21 protein-coding genes are annotated in these 26,827 nt (G+C 41.6%); 5 read left to right on the top strand and 16 right to left on the bottom strand.

Going from position 1 to position 26,827, the window contains the following annotated elements:
- Window positions 1-7: 7 nt before the first annotated feature.
- From IGI46_RS04590 to licT, 3 genes are all read right to left on the bottom strand, one after another.
- A complete protein-coding gene (locus IGI46_RS04590; RefSeq protein WP_429972995.1) occupies window positions 8-1,438 on the bottom strand; it encodes a 6-phospho-beta-glucosidase in 1,431 nt (476 codons plus the stop codon).
- A 17-nt stretch (window positions 1,439-1,455) separates the two neighbouring features.
- Window positions 1,456-2,889, bottom strand: a complete 1,434-nt coding sequence (locus IGI46_RS04585; protein ID WP_429972994.1) for a glycoside hydrolase family 1 protein — start codon at window positions 2,887-2,889, stop codon at window positions 1,456-1,458.
- A 99-nt stretch (window positions 2,890-2,988) separates the two neighbouring features.
- On the bottom strand, window positions 2,989-3,822 hold the full coding sequence (gene licT / locus IGI46_RS04580; protein ID WP_429972993.1) for a BglG family transcription antiterminator LicT: 834 nt from the start codon (window positions 3,820-3,822) through the stop codon (window positions 2,989-2,991).
- Between the two features lie 917 nt (window positions 3,823-4,739).
- Between licT and IGI46_RS04575 the strand changes: the two genes are divergently transcribed.
- The 3 genes from IGI46_RS04575 to IGI46_RS04565 all read left to right on the top strand — a co-directional run bounded on the left by IGI46_RS04575 (window position 4,740) and on the right by IGI46_RS04565 (window position 9,966).
- Window positions 4,740-5,918: a hypothetical protein gene (locus tag IGI46_RS04575; protein ID WP_429972992.1), complete on the top strand. Its 1,179-nt coding sequence runs from the start codon at window positions 4,740-4,742 to the stop codon at window positions 5,916-5,918.
- A 287-nt stretch (window positions 5,919-6,205) separates the two neighbouring features.
- A complete protein-coding gene (locus IGI46_RS04570; RefSeq protein WP_429972991.1) occupies window positions 6,206-8,557 on the top strand; it encodes a MucBP domain-containing protein in 2,352 nt (783 codons plus the stop codon).
- Window positions 8,558-8,805: 248 nt separating this feature from the next.
- Window positions 8,806-9,966 (top strand): MFS transporter, encoded by a 1,161-nt coding sequence (locus IGI46_RS04565; protein WP_429972990.1) that lies wholly within the window; start codon window positions 8,806-8,808, stop codon window positions 9,964-9,966.
- 105 nt (window positions 9,967-10,071) lie between these two features.
- Here the strand turns inward: IGI46_RS04565 and IGI46_RS04560 are convergent, their stop codons facing one another.
- Genes IGI46_RS04560 through IGI46_RS04550 form a run of 3 tightly spaced genes read right to left on the bottom strand, consistent with a single transcriptional unit; the run spans window position 10,072 to window position 12,410 of the window.
- Complete coding sequence (locus IGI46_RS04560; RefSeq protein WP_429972989.1) at window positions 10,072-11,172, bottom strand: sensor histidine kinase; 1,101 nt, start codon at window positions 11,170-11,172, stop codon at window positions 10,072-10,074.
- A complete protein-coding gene (locus IGI46_RS04555; RefSeq protein WP_429962261.1) occupies window positions 11,173-11,829 on the bottom strand; it encodes a response regulator transcription factor in 657 nt (218 codons plus the stop codon). It abuts the gene before it with no gap.
- Between the two features lie 8 nt (window positions 11,830-11,837).
- Window positions 11,838-12,410, bottom strand: coding sequence for a hypothetical protein (locus tag IGI46_RS04550; protein WP_429972988.1), 573 nt, complete (start codon window positions 12,408-12,410; stop codon window positions 11,838-11,840).
- A gap of 240 nt (window positions 12,411-12,650) precedes the next feature.
- Between IGI46_RS04550 and IGI46_RS04545 the strand changes: the two genes are divergently transcribed.
- Window positions 12,651-13,451, top strand: coding sequence for a Cof-type HAD-IIB family hydrolase (locus tag IGI46_RS04545; RefSeq protein ID WP_429972987.1), 801 nt, complete (start codon window positions 12,651-12,653; stop codon window positions 13,449-13,451).
- A gap of 21 nt (window positions 13,452-13,472) precedes the next feature.
- Window positions 13,473-14,417, top strand: a complete 945-nt coding sequence (locus IGI46_RS04540) for a LacI family DNA-binding transcriptional regulator (protein ID WP_429972986.1) — start codon at window positions 13,473-13,475, stop codon at window positions 14,415-14,417.
- A 56-nt stretch (window positions 14,418-14,473) separates the two neighbouring features.
- Here the strand turns inward: IGI46_RS04540 and IGI46_RS04535 are convergent, their stop codons facing one another.
- The 10 genes from IGI46_RS04535 to IGI46_RS04490 all read right to left on the bottom strand — a co-directional run bounded on the left by IGI46_RS04535 (window position 14,474) and on the right by IGI46_RS04490 (window position 26,815).
- Window positions 14,474-14,968, bottom strand: a complete 495-nt coding sequence (locus IGI46_RS04535; protein ID WP_429972985.1) for a macro domain-containing protein — start codon at window positions 14,966-14,968, stop codon at window positions 14,474-14,476.
- Window positions 14,969-15,029: 61 nt separating this feature from the next.
- On the bottom strand, window positions 15,030-15,815 hold the full coding sequence (locus tag IGI46_RS04530) for a TSUP family transporter (RefSeq protein ID WP_429972984.1): 786 nt from the start codon (window positions 15,813-15,815) through the stop codon (window positions 15,030-15,032).
- Window positions 15,816-15,831: 16 nt separating this feature from the next.
- The gene (locus IGI46_RS04525; RefSeq protein WP_429972983.1) at window positions 15,832-16,935 is read right to left on the bottom strand and encodes an SPASM domain-containing protein; all 1,104 of its coding nucleotides are present in this window, start codon (window positions 16,933-16,935) and stop codon (window positions 15,832-15,834) included.
- A 26-nt stretch (window positions 16,936-16,961) separates the two neighbouring features.
- Entirely contained in the window at window positions 16,962-18,452 is a 1,491-nt protein-coding gene (locus IGI46_RS04520) for a sulfatase-like hydrolase/transferase (RefSeq protein WP_429972982.1), read from the bottom strand.
- A gap of 58 nt (window positions 18,453-18,510) precedes the next feature.
- On the bottom strand, window positions 18,511-20,415 hold the full coding sequence (locus IGI46_RS04515) for a beta-glucoside-specific PTS transporter subunit IIABC (protein WP_429972981.1): 1,905 nt from the start codon (window positions 20,413-20,415) through the stop codon (window positions 18,511-18,513).
- A gap of 105 nt (window positions 20,416-20,520) precedes the next feature.
- Complete coding sequence (locus tag IGI46_RS04510; protein WP_429972980.1) at window positions 20,521-21,345, bottom strand: PRD domain-containing protein; 825 nt, start codon at window positions 21,343-21,345, stop codon at window positions 20,521-20,523.
- A gap of 264 nt (window positions 21,346-21,609) precedes the next feature.
- Window positions 21,610-22,593: an ADP-ribosylglycohydrolase family protein gene (locus IGI46_RS04505; RefSeq protein ID WP_429972979.1), complete on the bottom strand. Its 984-nt coding sequence runs from the start codon at window positions 22,591-22,593 to the stop codon at window positions 21,610-21,612.
- Complete coding sequence (locus IGI46_RS04500) at window positions 22,594-24,522, bottom strand: beta-glucoside-specific PTS transporter subunit IIABC (protein ID WP_429972978.1); 1,929 nt, start codon at window positions 24,520-24,522, stop codon at window positions 22,594-22,596.
- A 108-nt stretch (window positions 24,523-24,630) separates the two neighbouring features.
- Window positions 24,631-25,461 carry a PRD domain-containing protein gene (locus IGI46_RS04495; protein WP_429972977.1) on the bottom strand — a complete coding sequence of 277 codons (831 nt, stop codon included), beginning with the start codon at window positions 25,459-25,461 and terminating at the stop codon, window positions 24,631-24,633.
- Between the two features lie 151 nt (window positions 25,462-25,612).
- Window positions 25,613-26,815, bottom strand: a complete 1,203-nt coding sequence (locus tag IGI46_RS04490) for a M20 family metallopeptidase (protein WP_429972976.1) — start codon at window positions 26,813-26,815, stop codon at window positions 25,613-25,615.
- Window positions 26,816-26,827 lie beyond the last annotated feature (12 nt).

Raw genomic sequence — 26,827 nt, 5'->3', positions numbered from 1 at the left:
TCCCTCCCTATACGTTTTCACCGTTACTGGCGATGACTTGCTTATACCAATTGAATGATTTCTTCCTGCTGCGCTTGAAGGTTCCTTGGCCTTGATCATCTAAATCCACATGAATAAAGCCATAGCGCTTAGACATTTGACCTGTCCCGGCACTGATAATATCAATGCAGCCCCAAGGTGTATAGCCCAGTACTTCTACTCCATCCTTGACTGCTTCCTCTAGAGCGAGGACATGCTTTCTTAGATAATCGATGCGGTACTCATCGTCAATTATCCCTTGCTCATTTGGCTCATCCAATGCACCTAACCCATTTTCTACGACAAAAAGCGGTACCTGATAGCGGTCATACAACGTATTCATGGTGATTCTTAAGCCCATCGGATCAATGATCCAACCCCATTCGCTTTTTGGCAGATAAGGATTTTCCAGACTTGAGAAAATATTTCCATCGGTCTTCTCTGCACTGGAAAGCACCTGATCATCGGCTGAAACGACCTTGGTTGAATAATAGCTGAAACCGATAAAATCAACGGTATGTTTTAAAATTTCTTCGTCTTCTTTTTCTTGGTGAATGACTAACTGGTTTTCTTCAAAAAAGCGCTGACTGTAGCTAGGGTATTTCCCGCGCACTTGAACATCAATAAAGAAGAAGCCTTCCCGATCCAGCATTTTTGCTGCCCAGATATCGTTAGGATTGCAGGTATTAGGGTAAGCCTCACCTGCAGCCAGCATGCAGCCGATTTTATTTTCTGGATCAATTTCTCTGGCTAGCTTGGTTGCCAGTGCTGAGGCAATCAGCTGGTGATGTGCCGCCTGATACTTGGCCTGCAAGCTGTTCTCGAATTTTTCTGGATCAAAGCTGCCGCCTAAAAAGGGCAGTACTTGCAGGATGTTGATCTCGTTAAAGGTCAGCCAATACTTGACCTTTCCTTTGTAGCGGTTAAACATCACTGAAGCGTATCTTACGAAAAAATCCACCAGCTTTCGATTGGTCCATCCATCATAATTTTCGTATAAATACATAGGTGTGTCAAAGTGATTCAGCGTTACTACCGGCTCAATGCCATAGTTTAGGCATTCATCAAATAATTCGTCATAAAACCTTAATCCGACTTCATTCGGTTCTTCTTCATCCCCATTTGGAAAAATTCGTGGCCAGCTGACCGACAGCCGCAGGCACTTGAAGCCCATTTCCGCGAACATCGCGATGTCTTCTTTGAAAAAATGATAGCCATCAATCGCTTTATGGCTTGGATAATAGTCAAAGGTCTGGCTCACTGCCAAGCTCGGATGATACATGACATGCACCCGGTCCTCCGCCTTAGTAGGTAAATAATCGACTGGTCCAAGCCCCTTTCCGCCTTCTCGATACCCTCCTTCGTACTGATTTGCGGCAATTGCTCCACCCCATAAAAATGTTTCGTCAAATCCTGCCATATTTCTTCCTCCTCTTTTTATCGTTCTGCTCCATTGGTTGCGATGACTTTTTTGTACCATTCAAAGGATTTCTTCTTATATCTTTGCCCAGTACCTTTGCCGAAATTGTCGTAATCGACATAGACAAAACCATAGCGCTTCTCCATTTCCTGTGAGGAGGCACTAACTAGATCAATCGGCCCCCAAGCACAATAGGCAAATAGCTCCACACCGTCCTTGATACATTCTTCCAGCTGCTCAATATGTTTGCTTAAGTAAGTGATCCGGTACTCATCATTAACAGTAGTTCCCTCCAGCTTGTCATACATTCCTAAGCCATTTTCTGCAATCATGATCGGTTTTTCGTAACGATCCCAATACTGAGAAATACAGTTGTACAAGCCCTTCGGATCAATCGACCAGCCCCATGGATTTGCCTTCAAATAGGGATTTGGACTGGTGGCAAAATAATCCTTGCCATTTTTTTCAATTGAAACCATCTGAGAAAAGTAATAGGATACTGCTAGAAAATCCATCGTATTTTCCTTTAAAAGCTCCTTGTCTTCTTCGGTCTGCTGAATACGGTACTGATTATCCTCGAAGAAACGTAAAATGTAGCCCGGGTATTTTCCGCGAAACTGAACATCGGTCATATAATAGCTCATGCGATTGTGCTGGAGCGCCAACACAACGTTTTCCGGATTGCTATCTTCTGGGTAAGCAGTCAGATCAGCCAGCATCGTGCCTATTTGCAGCTTTTTGTTTAACTGTCGGGCCTTTTTGACGATTCGAGCACTAGCTACCATCTGATTATGAACAGCTTGAAATTTGGCTTCCTCCATATTCTCCACCTGATCAATACAAGTACCGATTGAATTAAAGGTTTCGATGTGCAGCAAATTGATTTGATTGATGGCAATCCAATAGGTGACCTTTTGACCAAAGTGCTCCAGCAAAGTTTCTCCATACTTTACAAACAGATCAATCACCTCTCTATTGTGAAAGCCGCCGTATTTCAAGGTGATGTTGACAGGAATTTCATAGTGAAGCATCGTCACAATCGGCTCCATCCCATTCTGAATAATTTCATCCAGCAGACGATCATAAAATGCCAGCCCCTTTTTATTAGGTTCAGCCTCATCGCCATTAGGAAAGATGCGGGCCCAATTTATCGATAAACGAAAGGTTTTGAAGCCCATTTCTTTTAGATACCGCAAATCTTCTTTGTAGCTGTGATAAAAATCAATCCCGTGCCGTTTTGGATAATAATGCTCTTCATCTTGCATCGCCGTCAGCACTTGGGCCTTCGTCATATTGGATACATGAAGCTTCGAGGTGTCTACCTCAGGATCATACACAAACAAATCCGCAATCCCGATTCCCTTGCCGTCCTCCTTCCACGCACCTTCAATTTGATTTGCCGCAATGGCTCCTCCCCATAAAAAATCTTTTGGAAAACTGCTTTCTCTCATTCCTTTTTGCTCCTTTCAAAAATAAAAAAGGCGATACCCAAAACCAGCCTAAAAAAGCTCGTTTAAGGTATCGCCTGCTTTACCAGTAACAATCCTGTTTTATTTTTCAGTGACTCGTTGAAGATGCACCATCAGGTAGAACTTCTCATCGTCATTGATTGCTATGTCTTGTGTTTCCTGCATGTATTGATCAATTTTCTCAACACAGGCATAGGTTTTCGGCCAAGAGGCAGCTAGCTGCTTCAGCATTGAAATATTGGACTTCGGAAAATCGGCATTGGTTACTGCCCGATGAGCGAAAAACTTCAAATGAACCAAAAAGCGCTCGTAGGAAATGTCCTCTGTACTCAATTCGATCGAAAAGTGATAAGAAACAATGTTTAAAATGTCTTTGACAATCTTGGGAATCTGCATGGTTTGATGCATTTTTTCTTGCTTTTGCTGTGCATTCACAAAATGAAGCGCAATGAACCCTGCTTCGTCCTCCAACAAGTCCGCACCTAACTGATTTTTGATCAAGGTAAGTGCATGAGAAGCCACTTCAAATTCCTTTGGATAAATTTTCTTTACTTCCCACAGCAATGGGTTGGTTAAATCCAGCTGCTCTTCGTGACGCTGAATAGCATTCTCAATATGGTCGCTTAAGCTCAGGTACAAATATTTGTTTAATTTAATGTCTAGCTTTTTCTCGCCATAAATGATGATTTTCTCAATAAGCTCCAGCTGTGATTTTGAGGTATTGGCTAAAAAGTCTGCAAACAGCTCGGAATTTTTGCCAGATTCCATGCGGAAAACTTTTTCTATTTTGGTTTCATCAACTGATTCGCCTGGTCGAGAATGAAAGGCTAAGCCGTTTCCAATAAGGACAATTTCATTGCCTTCTTCATCTGTCGTCATCAGTACATTGTTATTAAATTTCTTCTTGATAATCATCCTTAAGAAAATTCACCTCCTAAAAAACAAAAAAGAACACGCAAATACACACAATTATCTGTGGTATCGCCTGCCTCACCAGTAACAATCCTTGTATTCAGTTGTGACCGTTTACACAAATTATGATAGCATCGTTATTATTCTTTGTCAATACTCCATTTTTAGTATTTTAGTTTGTTATCTATCAAATATGTTGATCGAGAGTTTAGCTGGTAAGCATTTTCTCTAAATCTCTATTTTGTATAATTAAGGTATTAACTGTTTTACCTAACTTCACTTCTTTTACGATGATCGCTCACTTTTTGAATGAAACTAAGGAGCAATGAGCGAACGAAATCGTGCAATCTTCTGAGGACTTACACGATTTCATTCTTCGTTCAAAACTGAGGCCTTGTTGTTTAGACTAAATAAAATAGCTGCTTCGTTTATTTTACTATCCAAGATAACCAAAAACCATCACTTCTATTTTGAAATGAGCGCATACAAGTTTTTGGATAATGCTTATATCTCTGAACTTGTGCCATTCCACTCTAAATCGGCGAGTAAAAAAATCGTTTAGCTTCTTAATTCTTCAAAATTATAATTGAAACCTGAAAAAAATTTATTCCTTCCAATTTAGACTTCCCTTAAGCAATTCTTAAACTTATTAATCGAAAATCCGACTAAAACCCCTTAATAACTCGCTATAATATCACGAAAAAGCCCTAGAAAAAATAACAATACATTTAATAATAATCGTTATAGTTATATTTACAGACAGGAACAAATATGCTAAATCACAGGGTTCGTGTTAGCATATTTGTTCCTTTAAAAAAAAACACTTGATTTTTTATTGGAATATATTACAATGGAAGCGGATACCAAAACAACATGAAAAAATTCATTACACTTACAATTATATATGAGGAGATATCGCCATGACCGTAAAAAAACTTCAGCAAACCCAGCTTCTATCTATGAAAAGACCAGGACTCGAGCGCCGCTTTTTCGAGCACTATGCAGAGCATCACGCAATTCAACACATAGTGGAAAGCTCCGTTTTTGTACTTGTTCGCAATGCTTTTTCACCCGTTGATTTTTCCTTCTTAGCTCAAGACTTAATTTGTCGTTTATTTTTAGAAAGCGATGTGCAGGAGCTAGCCTCTGTCCGCCATTTTTGCGTCTATTTTAAAGAATTTTTCACCCCTGAAGAGTGGGAAAAGGTCCTTTCCCGATTATTTGAAAACCACGAAGAGTATTTAGCAGTTACGCAAGCGACTCGCGAAAAAACCGATCATCTACATAAGATGCTGCACTCTGGCAGCCGCGAAGTAACAGAACTTATGAACATTTCCACTGTCTATAAAGACGCCAATGGCAAAAAGCATCGCTTTACTCTAAAGGATGCTGATCCTTGCTACACGATCGAAGAAACCACTGCCCTATTATCCATCTTAAACACACTAACCATACTTGAAAAAGACGGCGTAAGACGCTTCACGGAATTGGTCCGCTACATTTATTTGCCGACTGAGCCCGTTTACGATAGTGAGCGTGAAGCATCAGTAGAAACAGAACCGAATGTTGACATGATGAGAATTATGCTGCCACGAATCTCAGAAGCCCTAAAATATTTGGAAAATCTATCAGAAATTGGTGAAGCGGATGGCTCACCAGCACCTGCTGTATCCATGGAGTCTAGCGACAATTCGAAAAATAATGTCTACGCAGACAAGACTCCAGAAGAAGCGATTGAATTCTTACTGGATGGCTTTATAGTGCCTCCCGAGGCAGATGACACAGAGCTGGTGGATCGGATTCTGACAGCCTTTGTACGTGGGATTAAGCTGAAGGATGCCCAGGCCGAATTTTTTACGGACGATGAACCAGAGAATTTGCCTGATTATGAACCTGACAAGAATTTCAGTAAAAAAGTGGCCACGAAAGAACTTCCTGAGAACAAGAACGACAAAAAAAGTGCTAAAAAAAATGAAACCAAAAAGCAGACCTCCTTTGAAAGTCCGGAAGAGCTTCGTAAGAAAAAAGAGCGGTGGGAACAGCTGCGGTTGAAAAGGCGCGCAGACAAAAAGCGCGGCAAGAAGAAAAAGCGGAAATAGGTTAAATTTTTTACGTTAACGAAAAAAGTCGATAAGCACAGACAGATGTGCTTATCGACTCAAAAACTGCTGCGGTTTCTTTGCAATTAAGTCTATTTCAAAACTAACTGTACGGAAGCATCGTTAATCGAGCTAGCTGTCAAAAATCAGATGCTTAAAATCCGTATGCTGTCTGAGCCTGCTAGTTTGCTGCTTTTCTGCCTTGATTTTACAGAAAAGCTATACCAATCAAATAAGTTGAACAATCCCTCTTTTGTAGATAGTATTTACTGACAAGGAGGCACATCATGAAAATAGTAACTAAAATTATAACGGTATTTTTACTTGCTGCTTTGTTTCCGGTAAGTGCTCTAGCTGCCGAAACCCAGCCTCAGGCATATGGAGATGTTCGACTGGAGATTGATGGTCAGGAATTTTTACCCGGGTCAATCTTTGACGGTCAGGTCATTAAATCTGGCAGTGAAAAGAAAATCGTTGTAGTTAGCAATTATCCTTGGACAGTGGTCAATTCTGCCTCTGCGGATGGGGAAGTTTCCGTATCCCCTACCTCAGGTGATGCTGGAAGAACAGAAATTTCTCTATCTTTTATCAAAGGCGGAAACGTTAGCCTGATATTTGAAGAACAAGGCAATAGCCAAGACCGAGACCAATTTAACTTTAATATTACTTCCTATGGAAAGTTGATTTTACGGTATGAAAACGAAGCGGGTGAAACGATATCTCCCGATGAGATTAAGCATGAAGAACCCTCATGGTTTTGGTACGATTTATCTGGTGAAACACCAAAAGATATTTCTGGCTATGCTTTTAGTGCGGTTAAGGCTGGCAGTGCCCCTCTATCTGGAAGCTTAGGGGAAGGGACAAAGGTTATTACCTATGTTTATAAGAAAATATCCAGGGAAAGCTCTATCACTATCCGTTATGTAGATGAAAACGGCAATGAGATTCAACAGAGGCAAACGGTTCAAGGTCTGGTTGGCAATGACTATCTGGTTGAGCCATCTGCTATTGACGGCTTTGCTTTTAAAGAGATTCAAGCAGACAGTGATCCAATTCGAGGAAAATTTTCTGCTGAGCCACAGGTTGTTACTTTGGTTTACTCCAAGTTGCCGAATGTTCAATTAGGGCATCTCTTAATTAGATATGTCGATGAAGAGGGCAACGAGATTCAGCAGCGACAAACGATTCATGGATTAGTTGGCAGTGATTATCTGGTTGATCCTGCTGTGATCGATGGCTTTGCTTTTAAAGAAGTACAAGCCGATAGCGATCCGGCTCAAGGGCAATTCTCTACTGAACCTCAATCGGTGACCTTTATTTATTCCAAATTGCCAAATGTTCAACTGGGACATCTTTTAATCCGTTACGTGGATGAAGAGGGCAATGAGATTCAGCAACGAGAAACGATTCATGGGCTAGTTAGTAGCGACTATTTAGTCGAACCGACTGCTATCGATGGTTTTGCTTTTAAAGAAATACAGTCAGGCAGCGATCCAGTTCAAGGGCGATTTGGTACTGAATTTCAAATGGTGACCTTTGTTTATGCTAAGCTGCCGAATGTTCAATTGGGGCATCTCTTAATTAAATATGTTGATGAAGAGGGCAACGAAATTCAGCAACGACAAACCATTCATGGATTAGTTGGCGGTGATTACCTCGCTGAACCAGCTACTATCGATGGCTTCGCTTTTAAAGAAGTACAAGCTGATAGCGACCCGGCTCAAGGACAATTCTCTGCTGAACCTCAATCGGTGACCTTCGTTTATTCCAAGCTGCCGAATGTTCAATTGGGGAACCTTTTAATTAGATACGTTGATGAAAACGGAAATGAGATTCAACAACGAGAAACCATTCATGGATTGGTTGGTAGTGAGTATTTAGTTGAACCGACTGCTATCGACGGCTTTACTTTTAAAGAGATCCAAGCTGATAGTGATCCTGCGCAGGGGCAATTCTCTGCTGAACCTAAATCGGTGACCTTCGTTTATTCCAAGCTGCCGAATGTTCAGTTGGGGAACCTTTTAATTAGATACGTTGATGAAACTGGGAAAGAGATTCAACAGAGTCAAACGCTTAACGGACCGATCGGAGAAGGCTACGATGTTTCCTCTGATCAATATAAATTAAGCATTGATGGTTATGTGCTCGTTGAAGAAAAGCTACCGAATAACATGAAGGGAGCCTTCACTGCGCAAGAACAAACTGTGACCTTCATATACAAAAAAATTGATCCTCCTATTGTAGTAGATGAAGGCATCGTAACTACTAACTATCTTGACGAAAATGGCGAACCTTTAGCTCCTTCAGAAACTCAAGCTGGACAGATAGGTCAGGAATACACAACTACTGAAAAAAGTATTAGCGGATATGAATTAATGCAGACTAAGCTACCAGAGAATGCTGCGGGCAGTTTTACTAAGGAACCAATTACTGTAAATTATATCTATGCCAAGCAGCAAAATTCAGTAGTCACAGACAAAACTACTCCTGTCCCTTCCAATAAACAAACAGGAGCTGCTCATTCAAGTACAATCTACCCCAAAACTGGGGAGCATACGTCACTTGTTCTGACACTGACAGGATTGAGCCTCTTATTCTTAGCTGGTTTGCTTATCTATAAACGAAAAACTGCTAAATAGCTTGATAAAACCAACCCATTTACTAGAAGCTGACTTCTAATGATTGGGTTGGTTTATTATTTTGTCTATATCGCCCGTTAAAGTAAAGTTGTTCATGATTAGAATAATTGGCTGTTATACTTCTAGACATGTCGATCCTTTTCATAAGTAATCTATCCTACCAACTTTGAAACCGCCATCAAACTTTTATACACCTGTTCCTCTTTTTAGAGTAAAATGAATTGATTGGCTTCTGAGGAGGAGAAAACGTGAACCACATCCACAAATTAAGAACCAAGTTGGCAATATTAGCCATTTCCTTAATGCTGACGAGTGCATCGGCTATCAATGGTGTTTTGCCCATTATGAAAAGTGACTTGCGTATCTCGCAAGCACAAACGGAAATCTTAAGTACCTTGCCTAATCTATTTGTCATCATCTCTATCCTACTATCCAGCCTTATTGCAGACAAAATCGGGATGAAAAGAACGGTCACGTTAGGCTTATTGCTGGTTGGTGTCGGCGGCAGCTTACCTATCCTAATCAGTAGTTATCCGGCCGTCATTCTTTCCCGTTTGATTTTAGGAGCTGGGTTGGGACTCTTTAATTCATTGGCAATTAGTTTTATTAGTATTTTTTATGAAGGTCATTTGCGGGCCTCCTTACTAGGCATTCGGAATGCTTTTGAAAATATTGGTCAGGCGATCTTAACCTTATTAGCTGGTTTATTGTTAACCTTTGGATGGCGTTATTCCTTCTCCGTTTATCTGCTGGCTTTTCCATTAATCTTGATTCTTCACTTCTTTGTTCCTGAAACAAAGGTGCCAAAAGCAGCAGTTGAGGAGCGGAAGAATCCCTTAGCTAAAGAAAAAATTGATTCCTCCATTTATAGTCTCTTCCTGTTTGCAGTCTTGATGATGATAAGTTATTTTGCCATCATTGTTCGTTTTCCTTCTATGGCTGTAGCGCTTAAAGGGGCGAACGTTAATTCAAGTATTTTTTTGGCTATCATGCCTCTTTTTGGCATTATGGCCGGCTTGTTGTTTGGCATAATGAATCGAGTATTTAGAGATAAAACAGTTTATTTGTACCTTATACTGCTGTTTACTGTAAATCTTCTTGTAAGCTTAGCGGATCATCACTTTACGTTACTGGTTTTGGCCTTGTTTTTATCGGGGGTTCCTGTTGCTTGGATGGTTCCTCATATTTTCAATTATATTGGCAGTATTTCTAAAACCAGCACGCAGTTGAACTTTTCGACCTCTCTAATGGTTGTTGGGTTCAATTTAGGCGGCCTGCTTGCACCTTCTGCTATGCAGTTCATTCAAGTTCTTACCAGGAGCAAAAGCTTATATGCACCTTTTCCATTTTTTACGATTCTTTATGCCCTGATTTTAGCGGCCTTGTTGCTTCGACAGCTTAAAAAATAGTGCCAAGGAACACAACTAGTCGTGTTCTCCTTGGCACTATTTTTACGTTGATTGATTTCTTGTCATGGAACTTCTCTACGATTACCGAAATGTGACTCCTGTCTTCTAAAAAGCTGCTGTCACCTCGACAAAGCCAGCTTTATTTTCGATCGTCAGGGTACCTCCATGAAGCAGTACAATTTCTCTGGCAATTAAGAAGCCTTGCCCGGTTCCTTGGTATTCATGGGGAGCGAGCTTACGTCCTTTGTTCATTTTTTTTAGCGTACTAGCTGCAAGAGGCTCTTTGGCAGGATTTTTAATGATAAGTTTTTTTTGACTAATAAGAAGCTCCGCTGAGTTGTTATCCCGGATAGCATTGTCTAGCAGATTGACAAGGAGCCGATTCAACAAAACCTCATTGCCTTGGACCATCTCTTCATTCTCAACCTTCAGCATCACCATTGGATAATTAGGCTGTAATGCATTAACTAAGTCAGATAAACGAAGGGCCGTTTTCTTTGGTTCCTGTCCTTTCAAATCTCCCATGATCAATAGTTCTTCGATGGTTTTTTGCAGTGATCTAGACTCATCTAAAATATTTTGAGCCATTTTCAACTGATTTTCCTCTGACTGCTTCGTCCGCAAAAGCAGCTCTGAATAGCCGGAAATTAATGTTAAGGGCGTTCGTAGTTCATGCGACAGGTTTTGAATGGGCCGATACAATTTTTTTAGTTGCCAATAAAGCAAAGCCCCCACCGCCACAGACAACCCTAGTCCCGAAGCAACAGCCAACAGAATTTGCTGGTGGAAGCTTTTATATACCCGACTGATATCTTGAACATAAGTGATTTTTACCGTTCCGTCATTACTAGTTCCTTGCTTTTCCAAAAATAAATAATGGAAACTGCCAGCTGATAATACGCCGCTTGAACTGTCCAACTGGTGCTGTGTAACAGATGGAAGCGAGGAAATTTTTACCGTTCCATCCTGCCGGGTCACTTTAAAATACAATTCTTGCGACTGATGAACTTGCTGCAGCACATGGAGGATACTGCTATCCTGATCCACTAAATAGCTATCCAGATTTTCTGTAGTCAGCTGAAGGTTTTGCTGCTCCTGCTTTAATTCCTGGTAAAAATCCGTGGTCAGAAACAGGAACAAGAAAGCAAACAGGATGATCTCCAATAGAGAAAAGACAAAAAGGAAATTTTTCTTCCATAATTCCATTTAGGAAACCTCCAAACGATAACCCAATTTAAAAACGGTGACTAGCCGTTGATTTAACGCCAGCTTCTTTCGCAATCGCTGGACATGAACATCGACGGTTCGCTCATCCCCGTCATAGTCCATCCCCCAAGCCTGCTGCAGCAGCTGTTCTCTAGTCAGCGCAATATTTTTATATTGAATAAAGGTTTCCAGCAGGGCGAATTCCTGCGGGGTTAATTCGATTAAACCTCCTTGTAAATAAACCCTTCGTTCCTCCAGCAAAACCTCCAGCTGATCCAAGGTGAACCGTTCCTTAGGGCCTTGGAATCTTCTCAATACAACCTCTACTCGTGCCAAAAGCTCAGCAATCGCAAACGGCTTTACCAAATAATCTTCACCGCCTAAATTCAACCCCTTTACCCGATCAGAAATTTCACTGCGGGCGGTCAAAAAAATCACCGGAATTTGATACTTGTTGATCATAGGCATCAGCTGAAAACCATCCTTATCGGGTAATTGAACATCCAAAATAATCAAATCAAGCAGATTTTTTTCGATTACAGTGAGAGCCTCCATCCCAAAAAAAGCTTGCAGGCATTGATGACCATTGGTTTCCAAACTCATAGTAACCAGCTGATTAATCTTTTTTTCATCTTCTACAACTAATATCTTTGCCATATTCTTCCTTACTCTTTAGGATGACTTGACGCTTGAAACAATGCAGCAGAAATCTCCATGATTATTTCGACGTTCAAGTCCTTAATTTTTCCCTCAGGATCCACCTGATACTTCTCCAAAATTGCTAAAATGGGGGCCTCCGAATCATCCTCTTCCCCCATAGCCATTACGTCTCCTTCCATCGACTCCAGTGAATAGGTAAAATCTTCAGCAGTTGACGGTTTTTCATTTTTAGCTAAAATAGGTGCTTCTGCTTCACTGTGTAAATAATAGGAAGCCTGAAGATAATCAAACTGTTCTTTCGTTAATTCCCCTACTGTTGTTTGATTCTTGTCTAGCTGATACTTTTGGGTCAGGTCAGTTATAATTCGCGCATCAAATGCTAGCTCGTTTTCATAAAATACGGTCAAGGTCTTTTCATCTGCCGGTTGATAATTGCTGTCGTTTTCCTTTTGTATTTCGATTGTTTCATTATTGGCGAAGGCCTTTTCAACCATTCTTTGATAACCTAAGAGCCCAAAGACAAATACCGCTACCACGATCAAACTAATTCCTACCAGCTTTTTCCATAAATGCTTCATCTTGCATTCCTCCTTTGTTGTCTTTAGGATAAAGGTAAGATGTTGCCAAGTTGTAAACACTGCAACTATTCGCGCTTCATTATAGCAAAATTCTTGATACTCAAAAAGATCAATCTGTAGTATCGTGTTTCTTTCCATTCAAACTTAGTATCAGTAGCCTTCGTTGCCAATAAGTTCTTGACCTGGGATGCGTTTCAGAGGGTATTATATTCATAGAGACATTAAAAAGGAGTTGGAAAAATGGGGATTAAAATGATTGCCGTAGACATGGATGGAACATTTCTAGATGATCAAAAGAAATACAACCAGGAACGATTTCAGCAGCTGTTCCACCAAATGCAGGAAAAAGGCATAAAATTTGTTGTTGCCAGTGGAAATCAATACGACCAATTGAAAAGCTTCTTTCCTGACAACCATAAAGAAATATCCTTCGTTGCTGAGAATGGCGCGAATATTGTTTTAGAAGGGGAACACTTTTATAATGCCCGCTTAGATACGGAGGTTGTGTTAAATGCACTAGCGAAAATCGAAACCTTGGACCCAACTGCTGTGGTTCTATGCGGCCGAAATAGTGCGTATGTGTCCGAGCAGTTGCCGGATGATCGCTTTGAAGGTGTACAATTTTATTATCCTAGTATTAAGCGCTTGGAGCGTTTTGAGGATATCAGAGCTGAACAGGATGAAATCTTCAAATTCGCACTGTCCTTCCCTAACATTAATATTCCCGGAAAAGTAGCTGCCTTAACGACTCTCTTAGAGGGAGACTTGGTCCCTGTTTCCAGCGGTCACGGCGATATTGATTTGATTATTCCCGGCGTTCACAAAGCCTATGGACTATCAAAGCTGTGCAAGGCGTGGAATATTTCTCCTGCCGAACTAGCGGCCTTCGGAGACAGTGGAAATGATATCGAAATGTTGGAATATGCCAACTTCAGCTTCGCGGTGGAAAATGCACAGAATGCAGTCAAAGAAGCTGCCGACAAAATTATTGGAACAAACAATCAGGAGAGTGTGCTTGATATGATTGAAGCACTGCTATAAAAAAGGGGATGCGACTGAATAGTGAATATTCGTGATATTGCTAGGATGGCAAATGTTTCACTGTCCACGGTCTCAAGAGTTATTAACGAGGAACAATATGTGTCTGATGAAAAAAGAAAATTGGTTCAAGAGGTCATCAAAAAAACCGGCTATACCAAAAACGGCAATGCCGTAAAATTGAGTACCGGTAAAAGTGGCGTAATCGGTGTACAAATTCCTTACAATAATTCCTGCTACGACCATTTAATCGACAGTGTTTTGCTGGCAACCAAAGAAAAAGGCTATCAAGTACAATTGCTGCCTACCTATTATGAACAAGAAACCGAGAGCTACTACTATTCCATGCTGGAGCAAAAATTATTTGATGGTTTAATCCTGACTTCACGAACGCCGCATCCGATTAGTTGGAGCCGACTGATGGCGAAGGGCAAGCTAGTTTCGACTGAGAAGTTAGAAGATACAGAAGTGCCCATGATCTATGCGGACCGGGAACAAGCCTATGACCAGCTATTCTCACAGTTACACGCTAAAAAAATTCAAGACGTTGTATTTGTGACGAAAAGAAGTGCTGATCAAAGTATCACTACCCAAAATAAAATTAAAGCTTTTGAACGATATTTCGGCCCAGCAGTCGAAGGAGAAAACTATTTTGTAGAAATTGATGACTATGAGAGTGGTTATTCGTGGGCAAAGGAACTCGCAGCTAAAGGAATCATTCCTACCTATCTTTACACCAACGGAGACACTACTGCAGCCGGAATTCTATCAGCTTTTCAGGAGGCCGGCTTCGTGCATAAAAAGGACTTTTCTTTGGTTGGTGAAGGCAATTCATCCTATAGTAAACTGCTAAATTTCTCTACTATCGATTTTTCTTCTAAGGAAATTGGTCAGGCCTGCGTAGATTTTCTTTTATCCGATCAGCAGCAGGTTTGCTGCAAAAAAGAAGCGCGGTTTATTCTTAGATAAGAGAAAGCATCCTAGGATTGATTTTTTTCCTCAATCATAGGATGCTTTCTTACTAGCTATTCCATTAACTGCTCAAAAATCGGCAGCCAGCTTTCCCGAATCACTACAATATTCACCTGCAGGTCTTCGTTTTCCTTGCGAGAAGCTACCTCATAAAGAATCCGTGCAGCTTCCTCTTTGGGATAATGATAAACACCCGCACTGTTTATCGGAGTTGCCAGAGAATGAATCCCCTTCTCATGAGCAAGGTCAAAAACAGCTTCATAAGCTGTGTACAACTGGTCTTCCTCTCCATGCTCGCCATCTCTGTAAATTGGGCCAACCGCATGTATGACGTATTCGGCATTCAGCTTATAAGCTGGAGTAATCACAGCTGTCCCTGTAGGCGTTCCGCCGATCTGAAGCATCGCCTTACCCAACTCTGGACCTGCTGCACGATTGATTGCGCCATCCACTCCACCGCCGGGAATCAGCTGAGCATTTGCCGCATTTACGATTGCATCAACATGGAAATCTAGTTTAGTAATGTCTCCCAGGATAAGTTGAATCATGAGCTTGTCTCCTTTCAAGGATGAACGTCTAGCTGCTCACAGGGCTTCTCTTACTAAAGTTTCACATCCAGCAAATGATTTGATAACCATTATAAATATTTATCAACAAAACAATCAAAACTACCAATTGAAAGACAAAGGTCACTCTTTTGGCTGACAGGATATTACTAAACTTAGCTCCTATAATCCCTCCTATTATAGCTGCTGGAATGATATAGATCAGCATACTTAAGTCATAGCGGGCAAATCCTGTTGAACAGGCTATCGTAATCAACTTAGCCAATTGGGAGAAAAAGATCGTACAAATTGAATATATCGTGGCCTCCTTAATCGGTAAAGCAAACATCAGCATTAGCAGTGAGACATTAATTGGTCCACCGCCAATTCCTAGCAGGCTGGCTAGAAAACCCAACAATAATCCGCAAATAATGTAGGCTACTACCGAACGAAAATGAAAACTTCGCCACTCATACCGAGTATATAAAAAGGCAAAAAGCAAGGTCATAATCGTCAGAATAATTTGAACAAGCTGAACCATTTTTTCATCAGTGAGGAGCTTCAAAAGTACCTCGAAGGTTACATTTCCAAGAATCCCTCCTAAAACAGCACCTGCAGAAACGCCGCTAACAATCTTCCAATTAAATTTCCGACCGCTGCTCACTTGACGAGTGGTCGATACAATCGACATAGTAAACACAGCTACTGTTGAATAGAAGGAAATAGCTGCCACCGAATGAGCACCGATGAAATCAAAGATAGGTTTAATTAATACACCACCGCCCATACCGGAAATGGCCCCTAAGGTATTTGCCAAAATAACTACTAAAAAGTATAAAATCCCAATCATACTATTTGCTCCTCTTTTACTGATGTATAGCTTCCATAATTCTATTGATCTTAGGCAGAAATACCTGAAGCACCTGCTGATAACCACAAAAACCTGTCTCATCTACATAAACAGCATCCTTCATTCGCTTGCACCCACCACGACACGTATTCAAAAATGGGCAAGCTTGACAGGTATCCGACAGGTCTCGTTTTTCACAAAGAAATTTCCGAGAAGCATCCTGCTCAAACAATTCCCGCAACGTTTGTTCCTGTATATAGCCCATGCGATACTCGTCCAAAACATAGAAATCGCAGGGATAAACACTTCCATCCGCTTCAATCACATACTGCACCTGGCAATTGCCTAAGATACCGCAGGCCGTGACTTGATTAGTCACTAACAACTGAATTAGATCATCAAACAATTTAATACTGATATAATTTCCCTGTTCAAGCTCCGACAGCCACAAGTTTATCAACTGCTGATAGAAGGTCGCAAAGGTTTTCGGAGTCAGTCCATAATTACTTCTAGCTTTAGCATCTAAATCCTCCAAGCAAGGAATAAATTGCATGTAGTGGATCTGGTTCTCTTTGATGAATTGAAAAACTTTGTCACAATCCTTCGCCAGCTGATTAGTCAACACACACAAAATATTATACTCTACCCCATAGGCATCTAAACGCTGCTTCGTTGCGAGCACACGCTGGAAGGTTCCTTGTCTTTTTGTATCCACCCGATTTAAATTGTGGTGATAAGAACTGCCATCGATTGATAATCCGACTAAAAATTTATTTTGCTGTAAGAATTGGCACCACTGGTCATTAAGCATTATACCATTTGTCTGAATGGCATAATGTATCACTACTCGCTTCTCCTGTGCCTGAACATAAGAAACAAGCTGCCGATAATATGTCAAACCGGCCAAGGTCGGTTCGCCCCCTTGAAAGGCCAAGGTTAAATGATCACCATCCTCCAAATCTACAAAAATTTGTTCGATCATTTTTCGCATCGTTTCTTCCTTCATCTTACCATAGGAGCGGACCTCTCGAATTGAGCTGACATTGGCATAGAAACAATACTTGCAGCGTAAATTACACAAGGAGGAGGCTGGTTTGATCAACACAGAGATATGCTTCATAATCGTTTCCTCCTTTTTCATCCTAGTTACTCATTGGCTAAGTAATAACCTTCCAAGCCTAAACGAACATATTCACTGTGAGGTGCATCAATTTTTTGCATCATGTTTGCCAGCTTCTCTATCATTGATTCCTCCAGCTTTTGGTCCTGCAGTGGCTTTTCCTGTTTTGGATCTTCTGTTAGATCAAACAAAAGATGCCCTATCGAATAGGAATCAATATAGGTTGACGTCTCAATCTCAGTATACGGATATTGATTCGTAAAACGATTGCCCGGTTTCAAGCACATTGTGTCCAAGGCTTTCTTTGGTAAAAAACCTCTTAATTGAGAATAATCTAAGGTCTGAATGGTCACTGGACCATTGTCCTGTCGTACCGATGCTCGCATATACACATAACGTCCGTCAGAAACACTGACGTGTCCGCCATTCGTTCCAAAGATAATCCAATCATGCAGTTCTTGGGCTTCATTTCTTACAATAGGAAGCAAAGATTTCCCGTCCATGTCAAACGTATTCTCAATGCTAAAATAATCTAGCAATGTGGCTGGAATATCAATGGTTTGACTAAGCACCTGTGTGCTTGTCCCTGCTTGACTGTTAGGATAACTGATAAAGAAAGGCAGGTGGATGATCTCTTCATACATCGGTGCGACATTTTTTCCCAACCAATCGTGTTCTCCCAGTAAAAAGCCATGATCGGTATTTACAATAATTAGAGTGTCCTCCCACATTTGATGCTCTTCCATAAAGTTAAGCACTTTTCCTAAATGATGGTCACACATGGAAATCAATGCTGCATACTCTTTTTGCAGCTCAATTAAATCATTATCGGAAACCTCTTCCGTTACCCGTCCATATTTAGGCCAAAAATAAGGTGCCTCTTGCGGCTTGTCAGCATAAAGCTTTCGATACTTATCAGGTACATAAAAAGGTTCATGAGGATCAAAGCATTCAATTTGCAGGAACCAATTGTCTTCCTCCTGATAAGTCTCCAGAAATTCCAGGCCCGCTTTGATCGTTTGGACACTGGACATTTCTTCTTCCGTTATCTGTCTGGTCCGGTTAGCAAAGTGTTGTTCAACAGACACTCCTTGCTTATTCAAAGGATTTAAAGGTCCATGCTTCTCGCCCAATTTCCTTGGCAACCAGCGATCCCCTTCCTGTCCGCGAAAACCTTCCCAAGTAGAATAACGATTGTGATAGGTCGCCCCGCCATCTTCAAAATAATGGGAATGATCGGTGACCAAATGACAATAAATTCCATTTTTTTGCAGTACATCAAAAACTGAATAATCAAAAGCCTCCAACTGTCCCCACATGCGATGCATAAAATTGTAACGACCCGTGTGCAGCTCTCTTCTTGCTGGCATGCAAGGCATGCTTCCTCCATAAAAGTTATCAAAACAAATCGTTTTTTCTCGTAGTCGATCAAAGTTAGGGGTATGAATCCACTCATTTCCATTGGTTGATAAAAAATCCCTAGCTAATGTATCAAACATTAACATTACTGCACGCATTTTCTTCCTCCGCTCTTTTATGACAGGCTTAGCTGGTGGAAACATCAGCTAAGTTATCTTAATTAATTATTTTTATCCTTTTCTCAGCAACTTCTCCCAACACCTCTAAGTAATCTCTAGTATTTGTTACCACAATTGGTGTCTCAGTGGCAAAGCCTGCTTCCTGAATTTCTTGCGGGTCAAAGGTAAGCAGCAGGTCTCCTTTTTTTATGCTATCGCCTTGAGAAACTTCCGCTTGGAAATATTTTCCTTCCAAATTGACCGTGTCCATTCCTACATGAACCAATACCTCTACACCGTCAATAGACTTCAAACCGATCGCGTGATTCGTCGGAAACAATACTTCTACCGTTCCATCAAATGGGGCATACACTTTCCCCTCAGAAGGCTGCACGGCAATTCCTTTTCCTAACAAGCCTTGTGAAAAGGCCGTATCTTGAATTTCGCTAAGAGGAATTACCTTCCCGTTAACCGGCAAATCAAACTCTATTTCTGTCATCAATTGTTTGTTTTGAACGGCAACAGCATCCGGGACTTCTTCAGCATTTTTAGCTTCTTCTCGATCTTCAGCTGGATCATAGAAGAAGGTCATGGTTAGGACAAATGACAAGACAAAAGCGACAATAATGGCAATCACATAACCATAAAAACCACTGCCGATCCCAGTTTCAGGATTAATGTAATTTGGAAGACTGAAGATTCCCATACCACCCATAATGTACGACTTGGTCCCAAAAATTCCCATAATCAATCCGCCAACTGATGCGGAAATCAACGTTGCAATGAACGGTTTCTTACGAGGCAGGGTGATCCCGTACAACGAAGGCTCGGAAACACCAAACAAACTGGAAATAAACGCCGGGATACCAATTGCTCGAACGGAGTTATTTCTTGATTTGATGATAACTGCAAGTACCGCACCAGCAGTTGCAAAGGCTGTCGATTGTCCTAAAACCATTACTGGATCATAGCCTAAAACCCCAATATTGTTGATGGCGATCGGTATAATTCCCCAGTGAAGACCAAACATTACCAGCACCTGCCACACTGCTCCTACCGCAACCCCAGCAATAATCGGATTGAAGGTATAGATCGCTAACACAAACGCCCCTAAAATATTCCCAACCCAAGTTGCAATTGGACCAATTACGATAAAGGTTAACGGCACCATGATTAATACAGTCAAAAAAGGAACCAAGAAACTACGCAACACACTTGGCATAATCTTCGTAACAAATTTTTCCAGCTTCGCTCCAAAGAAAGTCGAGATTACAATTGGAATCACACTGGAGCTGTAGCTCATTAAAATAACCGGAATTCCTAAAAAGGTAACATAAACCGGCGACTCAATAATGGTTCCTGCGAATAAGGTATAAAGCGGCTCAACTCCTTGTGTCAGACCAGCTAATGCTGGGTAAACTAAGGAAGCTCCGATCGCCATACCAATAAAAGGCTTCAGTCCGAATTTTTTGGCTGCTGTATATCCCAGGAAAATAGGAAAGAAGTAGAAAAAACAATCTCCCGCAGCCTGCAAAATAGCATAGGTACCTGATGTGTTCGAAATCCAACCTAACGATACGAACAAGACATTCAACCCTTTGATCATTCCCGTTGCTGCCAACAATCCTAGTACTGGAGTAAAAATACCTGAAATAATATCGATAAAGGTATCTAATGGTCCCTTTTTCTCTTCTTTTACTTTTGTTTCTCCTCCGGATAACCCCGCATAATCAACAAATTCTTGATACACCTCCGGGACGTGATTGCCAATCACAACCTGGTATTGCCCGCCACCTTGTACAACGGTTACTACTCCTTTAGTTTTCTTCAGTTTTTCTGTATTCGCTTTGCTCTCATCCTTCAAATTGAAGCGTAGGCGAGTAATACAGTGAGTTAAACCCAAAATATTTTCTTTCCCGCCAACTTCCTGTAAAATTTCTTGTACCAATTCTTGATAAGCCATTTTAAAATCCCTCTCCTTATTTTTTGCATTAAAAAAAGCAAGACAAATAAATACTTCTCAAATAAGAAGTCTTCATTAGTCTTGCCTGCTTTACCAGTAACAACCTTAATCGTTCTCTATTAACTTTTGAATATGCAGCGACAAATATAATTTTTCATCATCGCTTAAATGAACGTGTAAATATTCCTCTACTAAAAGCATTGTTTCGTAAGCTTGAACATATTGCTCCTTCACATGATTCAGCAAAGGGTTCTCTTTTTGATCCTTTGAATGATTTTCCAACCGCTGAAAGAAAAAACGCAGATGGGTCACAAATCGATCAAATGCTAGCGAATCTTCATTGATTTTGATTTTGTTGGATATACGAATAAGCGTAATAATATCACGAATCTTTCGGGCAATTAAGCGAACGTCTTGTGGCGGGTTAAGTTCATCAGTCAGCTGTGCATTAATCAAATGCAGTGCGATATTTCCAGCTTCCTCTTCCGGCAGACTTAAATTGCAGCGTTCCTCAATCATTTGCAGAGCGGTTTTACTAACCTCAAATTCCTTTGGATAAAACTTTTTAATCTCCCAAGATAATCGGTTGTGGATCAGCATTCCCTGATCGTGCAGCTTAACCAAATTATACAAATGATCGGTTAAGGAGACATACAACGTTTCACTTAGTTCGTGAACCAATTCCTTTTTAGCCAAGGAGATGATATCATCAGCCAGTGACACATACTTAATGGGTATTGATTCCATGATCGTTAAAAATCGTTCCGAATTTTTCTTTTGGTGAAGCACAAAAATTTTCTCAATCTTCGTTTCATCTGCTTCCTGTCCGGGCTTTTTTTGAAAGCCTAAACCAGCACCAATCCAAATAAAGTCTTTCCCATCTTTTCCGACCAAAACAGCATTATTATTTAAGATTTTTTTGATCTTCAAGACGCCCCCCACCCCCTTGTATCTATTAAAAAAAGCTACACCTCAATACACGCATTTTGTATACGCATAAGAAAGGTGTAGCCTGCTTTACCAGTAACTATCCATTTGATTTGCCTTTACTATACAACATTCAAAAACTGGTTGCAAGCGTTTTATGAAGGTTTGTTCACAAAAAACAGTTCCCGATGTTGATTAATTTAGAAGTAAAAAAAGGAGATTTATCAGCAAAAGTATCAGCAGAATACTTCAAAATTACTCGCTATTTTACCTAACAAACGGCAAAAGCTCGTCAGCCAGCTGTTCAAAATCCAGTTCATTGACCTCTTCGATTTGACGGATCATTTCTTTAGGCAAATCTGGCTGCATACCGCCGCAAATTGCAGCACTGATGGCGCCAATAGTATCCGTATCCCAGCCGACTGAAGCACTTAATTGTGCTGCCTTCAATGGATTACCAGCTGCTAACTCAACGATTGCAAAAGTGCTGGGGATCGTCTCGATTGTTTCCATTCCAGTCCCAATTTCTTCGTACAAGCGTTGCAGAATGATCGATTCATCGGATTCTTCTTGCAGAATTTTTCGAGCCTGCTTCATGCGGAAGGCCAGGGAAGCGGCTGGAAAATCATGACCATACTCTTTGGCAGCATCGATTGCGGCAAGAGCAAGCTGCCAAATTGCTTCGATCGATTGACCGCCACGAACAGTATAGCTTACTGCGGCCGCGACAGCGCTGGCACCTGCAATAGCAATTTTTGTGTTGTGGGTTGGCAGGCAGATTTCTGCGACATTTTTTATCAGCTCGGGAAGCTTGCGGTAATCGCTGATTAAGCCGATGGGAGCAATCTTCATAGAGGCGCCATTGGTTGTACCAGTTACTCCCGTTTCTTCAATAGGCACCCCCTGAGCAATTTTGTCCAGAGCCTTCAAGGTCGACGGTCCAGAAACAAAAGCTGAGACAGGCGAGTTATCATTCCATTCCCGTAATTCTGCCACATAGTCGGCCACCTGAATACGGCCTTTGTTCTTCTTAATCATCGATAGAATCATCAGGACATTGATGGTATCATCCGTGATTGCTCCAGCTGCCAGTTTACGGCCAAAGACATCATTTTCGTTGGAGGCAACTAGCTCTGTGACACCATTAGGAAATTGTTGGCGGATTTTTTGCTGTGACCAGCACTCGGTGGGCATGCCCAATGCATCTCCTAAAGCACCGCCGGCTAATACGCCCCATATTTTTTCTCGCATTTAATTTACCTCCGCTAAGTTGTTGAATTCCGTTTGATTGTTAAAAGGAATCACCGTCAAAATTTTCTCTCCAGCTTTGATGTTGCCAGCCTGTTCACTCATTACATCTAAAAACTGATCGGTATTCGTTACAGCAATCAGCGATTCTACCGAATAACCAGCTGCTTTGATTTTTTCTAAATCTACCTCAAGAATTTTTTCACCTTGAACGACGGTTTGGCCTTTCTTCACTAGTGGTTTAAAGCCTTCCCCTTCCAATTCGACGGTATCAATTCCAATATGAATTAAGATTTCGATTCCCGTATCGCTGACGATTCCGATTGCGTGTCCGCTGGGAAAAACAGTTTCGATCGTACCATTTACCGGTGAGATGATTTCGCCATTTTTCGGCACAATTACGATGCCATTGCCTAAGGCTTTTGAAGCAAACGTTTCGTCAGCGGAGCTTTCGATAGGTTTTAATTCACCAGTGACCGGAGCCACAATTACTTCCGTTTTTACTAATTCCTTCTTCGGCTCATCCACCACATCATCTTCTTTTTTGAAGGTCATGTAGGTTAACACAAAGGCCACTACTGAGGTCGCAATCGTTGCGATAATTGCCATAATTAAGCCATTCATGCTGCCAGTTTCAGGATTAATAAAAGCAGCAAACCCTAAAATACCAAAGGACATAGCATACATTTTCGTAGCGGAAAAAGCCAAAATCAAGGAACCTACTGCCCCACCGATCATTGAAAAGGCAAAGCGTTTCTTCACTGGCAGACTGAATCCATAAATGGCCGGCTCAATAATACAAAACAGACCCGATACCATCGCTGGGATTGCTAAGGCTTTTTGATCCTTCGAGCGTGTTCGCAGGAACACTGCCAGCACCACAGCTGTTTGCGCAAAGTTGGCAGTAAAGGACATTGGGAAAATGTAGTCCACTCCTGATTGTGCCAGGTTGGTAATCCCAATCGCTGAAATTGGCCAGTGCAAACCGAAGATGACTAACGGTTGATACAGTAATGCAACGACCAAGGAAGTCACGATTGGTGAGATGTCATACAAGCCTGACACTCCAGCACTGATTAATGAGCTAAGTACATTGGTAATTGGTCCAACAATTAAAATTGCTAAAGGAACGGTAATTAAAATCGTCAAAAAAGAATTCACATTATGAGCAATTACAGCGGGCACAACCTTCTTTAACCATTTTTCCACCTTTGAACCAACATAGACGATGAAGATAATCGGAATGACGGTATATTGATAGCCAGTAGCCGGGAACAGAATCGGAATACCAAAAAAGGTATTGTAAACCGGTGTTTGGAACAACGTACCCTTAAACAACGTATACAAAACATTGCCATCCGATAAGCCAGTCATCAATTCTGGAATAATCAATGTCGCCCCCAGCATCATGCCGACAAAGGGATTCATTTTGAACGCCTTGGCACTGGTATAACCTAAGGTAACTGGTAAAAAGTAGAACACTGCTTGCCCCATCGCATGCAGTATGATGTAGGCACCATCGGTTACAGACAACACCTGAGTAGCCGTCAGCAAAGCCAAAATCCCCTGCAGCAAACCAGAAGCAGTCAAAATGCCCAGAACCGGTGTGATCACTTTGGTAATCGTATCAACTAAAGTACTAAGCATCCCTTTCTTTTCTTCTGCCACCGCAGCTGTTGCATTGCCATTCAAATTCTCCTGAACCACCTGAAAAACTTCTGCTACGTGCGTTCCAATGACGACTTGGAAACGCCCACTGGCAAATTGTGCACTCATCACATCCGGTGATTGAACGATTTCTTCCTTTTTGACCAGCGAATCATCCTTCAAGGTAAAACGCAGTCGAGTCATACAGTGCGTCACACTTAGTACGTTATCCTTGCCTCCTACATTTTTCAAAATGAACGTTACCAGCTCTTGATACTTTTCCATCCTGCCTCTTCCTTTCTTTTTTGGGGTATCAAAAAAGGCAACACTCAAACAAGAGACGCTGTACATCTCTTGCTTGGGTGTTGCCTGCTTTATCAGTTACAATCCCGTTTATTTAATTAGCCGTTGGACATGTAGAATTAAATACATTTCTTCCTCCGGGTAGATCTGACAATGTAATTTGTCCTGCAGATAGCTCTTAATAATCCCGACGCTCTCTGTAGCCTTCGGATAAAACTGTACCACCTGATCGAACATCTCGGGTACCGCTTCTCGTCTTGGTTCATTTATTATGACACGTTGGATGAAGAATTTCAAGTGGGTCACAAAGCGAATATAATTCAAAGAATCCATATCCAGCTGAATGCCCAAGCAATCCTCCACGATCAAAACAATTTTTTGCAGCGTCTCAGCCGTCAATAAAGTCTGAGTCGTATCATTCCCTAATCCACCGTTGATAAAGTGCAGCGCAATAAAACCAACCTCGTCTTCATTCAGCTCAATGCCTTCATAATAAGCAATGGTTTCCAGTGCCTGCAATCCCGCTGCGTACTCCTTCGGATAAAATTTCTTGATCTCCAGCAGCAATGCATTGCGAATGGTCTCCCCCTTACGGAAGCGATTAACGGCATAATTAATGTGATCCGCCAAGCCGATGTAGGTATTGCCGTCGAAATTCTTCTTCAACTCAACTTCAGCATTCTTGATAATCACCGTAACCATCTCTAATCGGTTCACCGGCACCTCTTCAATAAGCTGAACAAAGCGATCCGTCACATTCGGAGAATCCACCACAAAGGTCTTTTCAATCTTATCCTTTTGGATGGTCTCGCCGACCTTTTTGCGAAAGGCAATGCCTCGCCCAATCAGAATGCGCTCTAACCCTTTGGTATCAATCACCAGCACTACATTGTTGTTAAAAATCTTTTTTATTCTAAGCAACTCACACCACCATCCCCAGGTCACGCTTTCATAGGTTATGCTACAGGTTATTTTATTTTTGTCAAGAAAGCGGGAAAACACCTAAATGGATGTGTACTCTTTTTTTGAATGGATGAATCAAGCTAGAACGTGTTCGCGAAGCAGTCTCACTTTAGAATTCCGGTGATTGCTGCCGTTCTCTCAGTTCCGCCCAAGCATCCTCAATCAGCTGTGGATCCAGCAAGCAGTCAATCGCACAATAAGCCAACAGCTTGCTTGAAAAAATCCCCACATATTCAGAGCGTTTGGAGATAGCCAGTTGCTTGAACTGTTCCGTATGGTTGGAAATTTTTTCCTCGGTTAATAAAGAAATGTAAGGATTCAATCCAGGAACAATCCGCTGAACATTGCCAAAGTCTGTGGCACCATTATCAGCTGGTGCTCCAGCCATCACCGGTTCACCTAGCAGAGCCATATTTTGCTTGCCGACTTTTTCAAGAACGTCATTGTCAATTCTTCCTAAATAACCGGGCATTTCATTAATGCTGCAGGTGCAGCCAGTAGCAATGGCCGCTCCCTCCGCACAGCGCTTAATTTTTTCAACAGCGTTTGTCAGTGCCAAGGAACCAAAGCTGGTAATCAAACATTTTGTAGTTGTTTGCTCAGGAATCAAGCATTCTGAGATTCCACCCTCCTGCAGAAAGTAGCTGACTCCGATTTCTTTCGGCAGCTGCTGCCGTACTAAACCAATCGCGTTAAAAAATAGGGTCATGGCATCTAGTGCATTAATTCCGTCCTCGGGATGAGCTTCCGCATGGGCTGTTTTCCCTGTGAAGGTGACGTCCAACTCGAATTCAGACTTACACTTACCGGCAATTCTTGAAACCCCAGAGGTCGGATGCATTAACAAGGCAATAGCGACATCATCAAACACGCCATGGGCAATGTGGATGATTTTTCCGCCACCAGATTCTTCAGCTGGGCAGCCCACCAAGCGCAGGGTTCCTTCAAGCTCGTGCTTTTCCATTACTTCTTTTACCGCTAGTGCAGAGCCGATTGAGGAAACCGCAATTAAGTTGTGCCCACAGGCATGCCCAATCGGCAATGCATCGTATTCACCGCAAATCGCAATGACTGGTTCCTTCACACCTGTTGGACAGCACTCTGCAACAAAGGAAGTTTCCATCTCTGAAACACCTTTTTCGATCTTACTAAAGCCATGCTTTGCCAAAAAATCCGTTAATACCTTTTGGGCCTTGAATTCTGTAAAAGCTAGTTCAGGATTCTCGTGAATGTAACGGCTAATCGCTAACAGCTCTTCCTCCGCCTGTTCAATAACCTGCTCGGCTTCTTTCTTGATTGTTACAGCCTCCATCGCTTTCTCTCC

Origin of the sequence: Enterococcus sp. AZ163, from assembly GCF_050498925.1 — a bacterium.
Lineage (GTDB): Bacteria > Bacillota > Bacilli > Lactobacillales > Enterococcaceae > Enterococcus_A > Enterococcus_A ferrettii.
The sequence above is the reverse complement of the archived record's forward strand: the minus strand, read 5'-3'. Positions and strand labels throughout refer to the sequence as shown.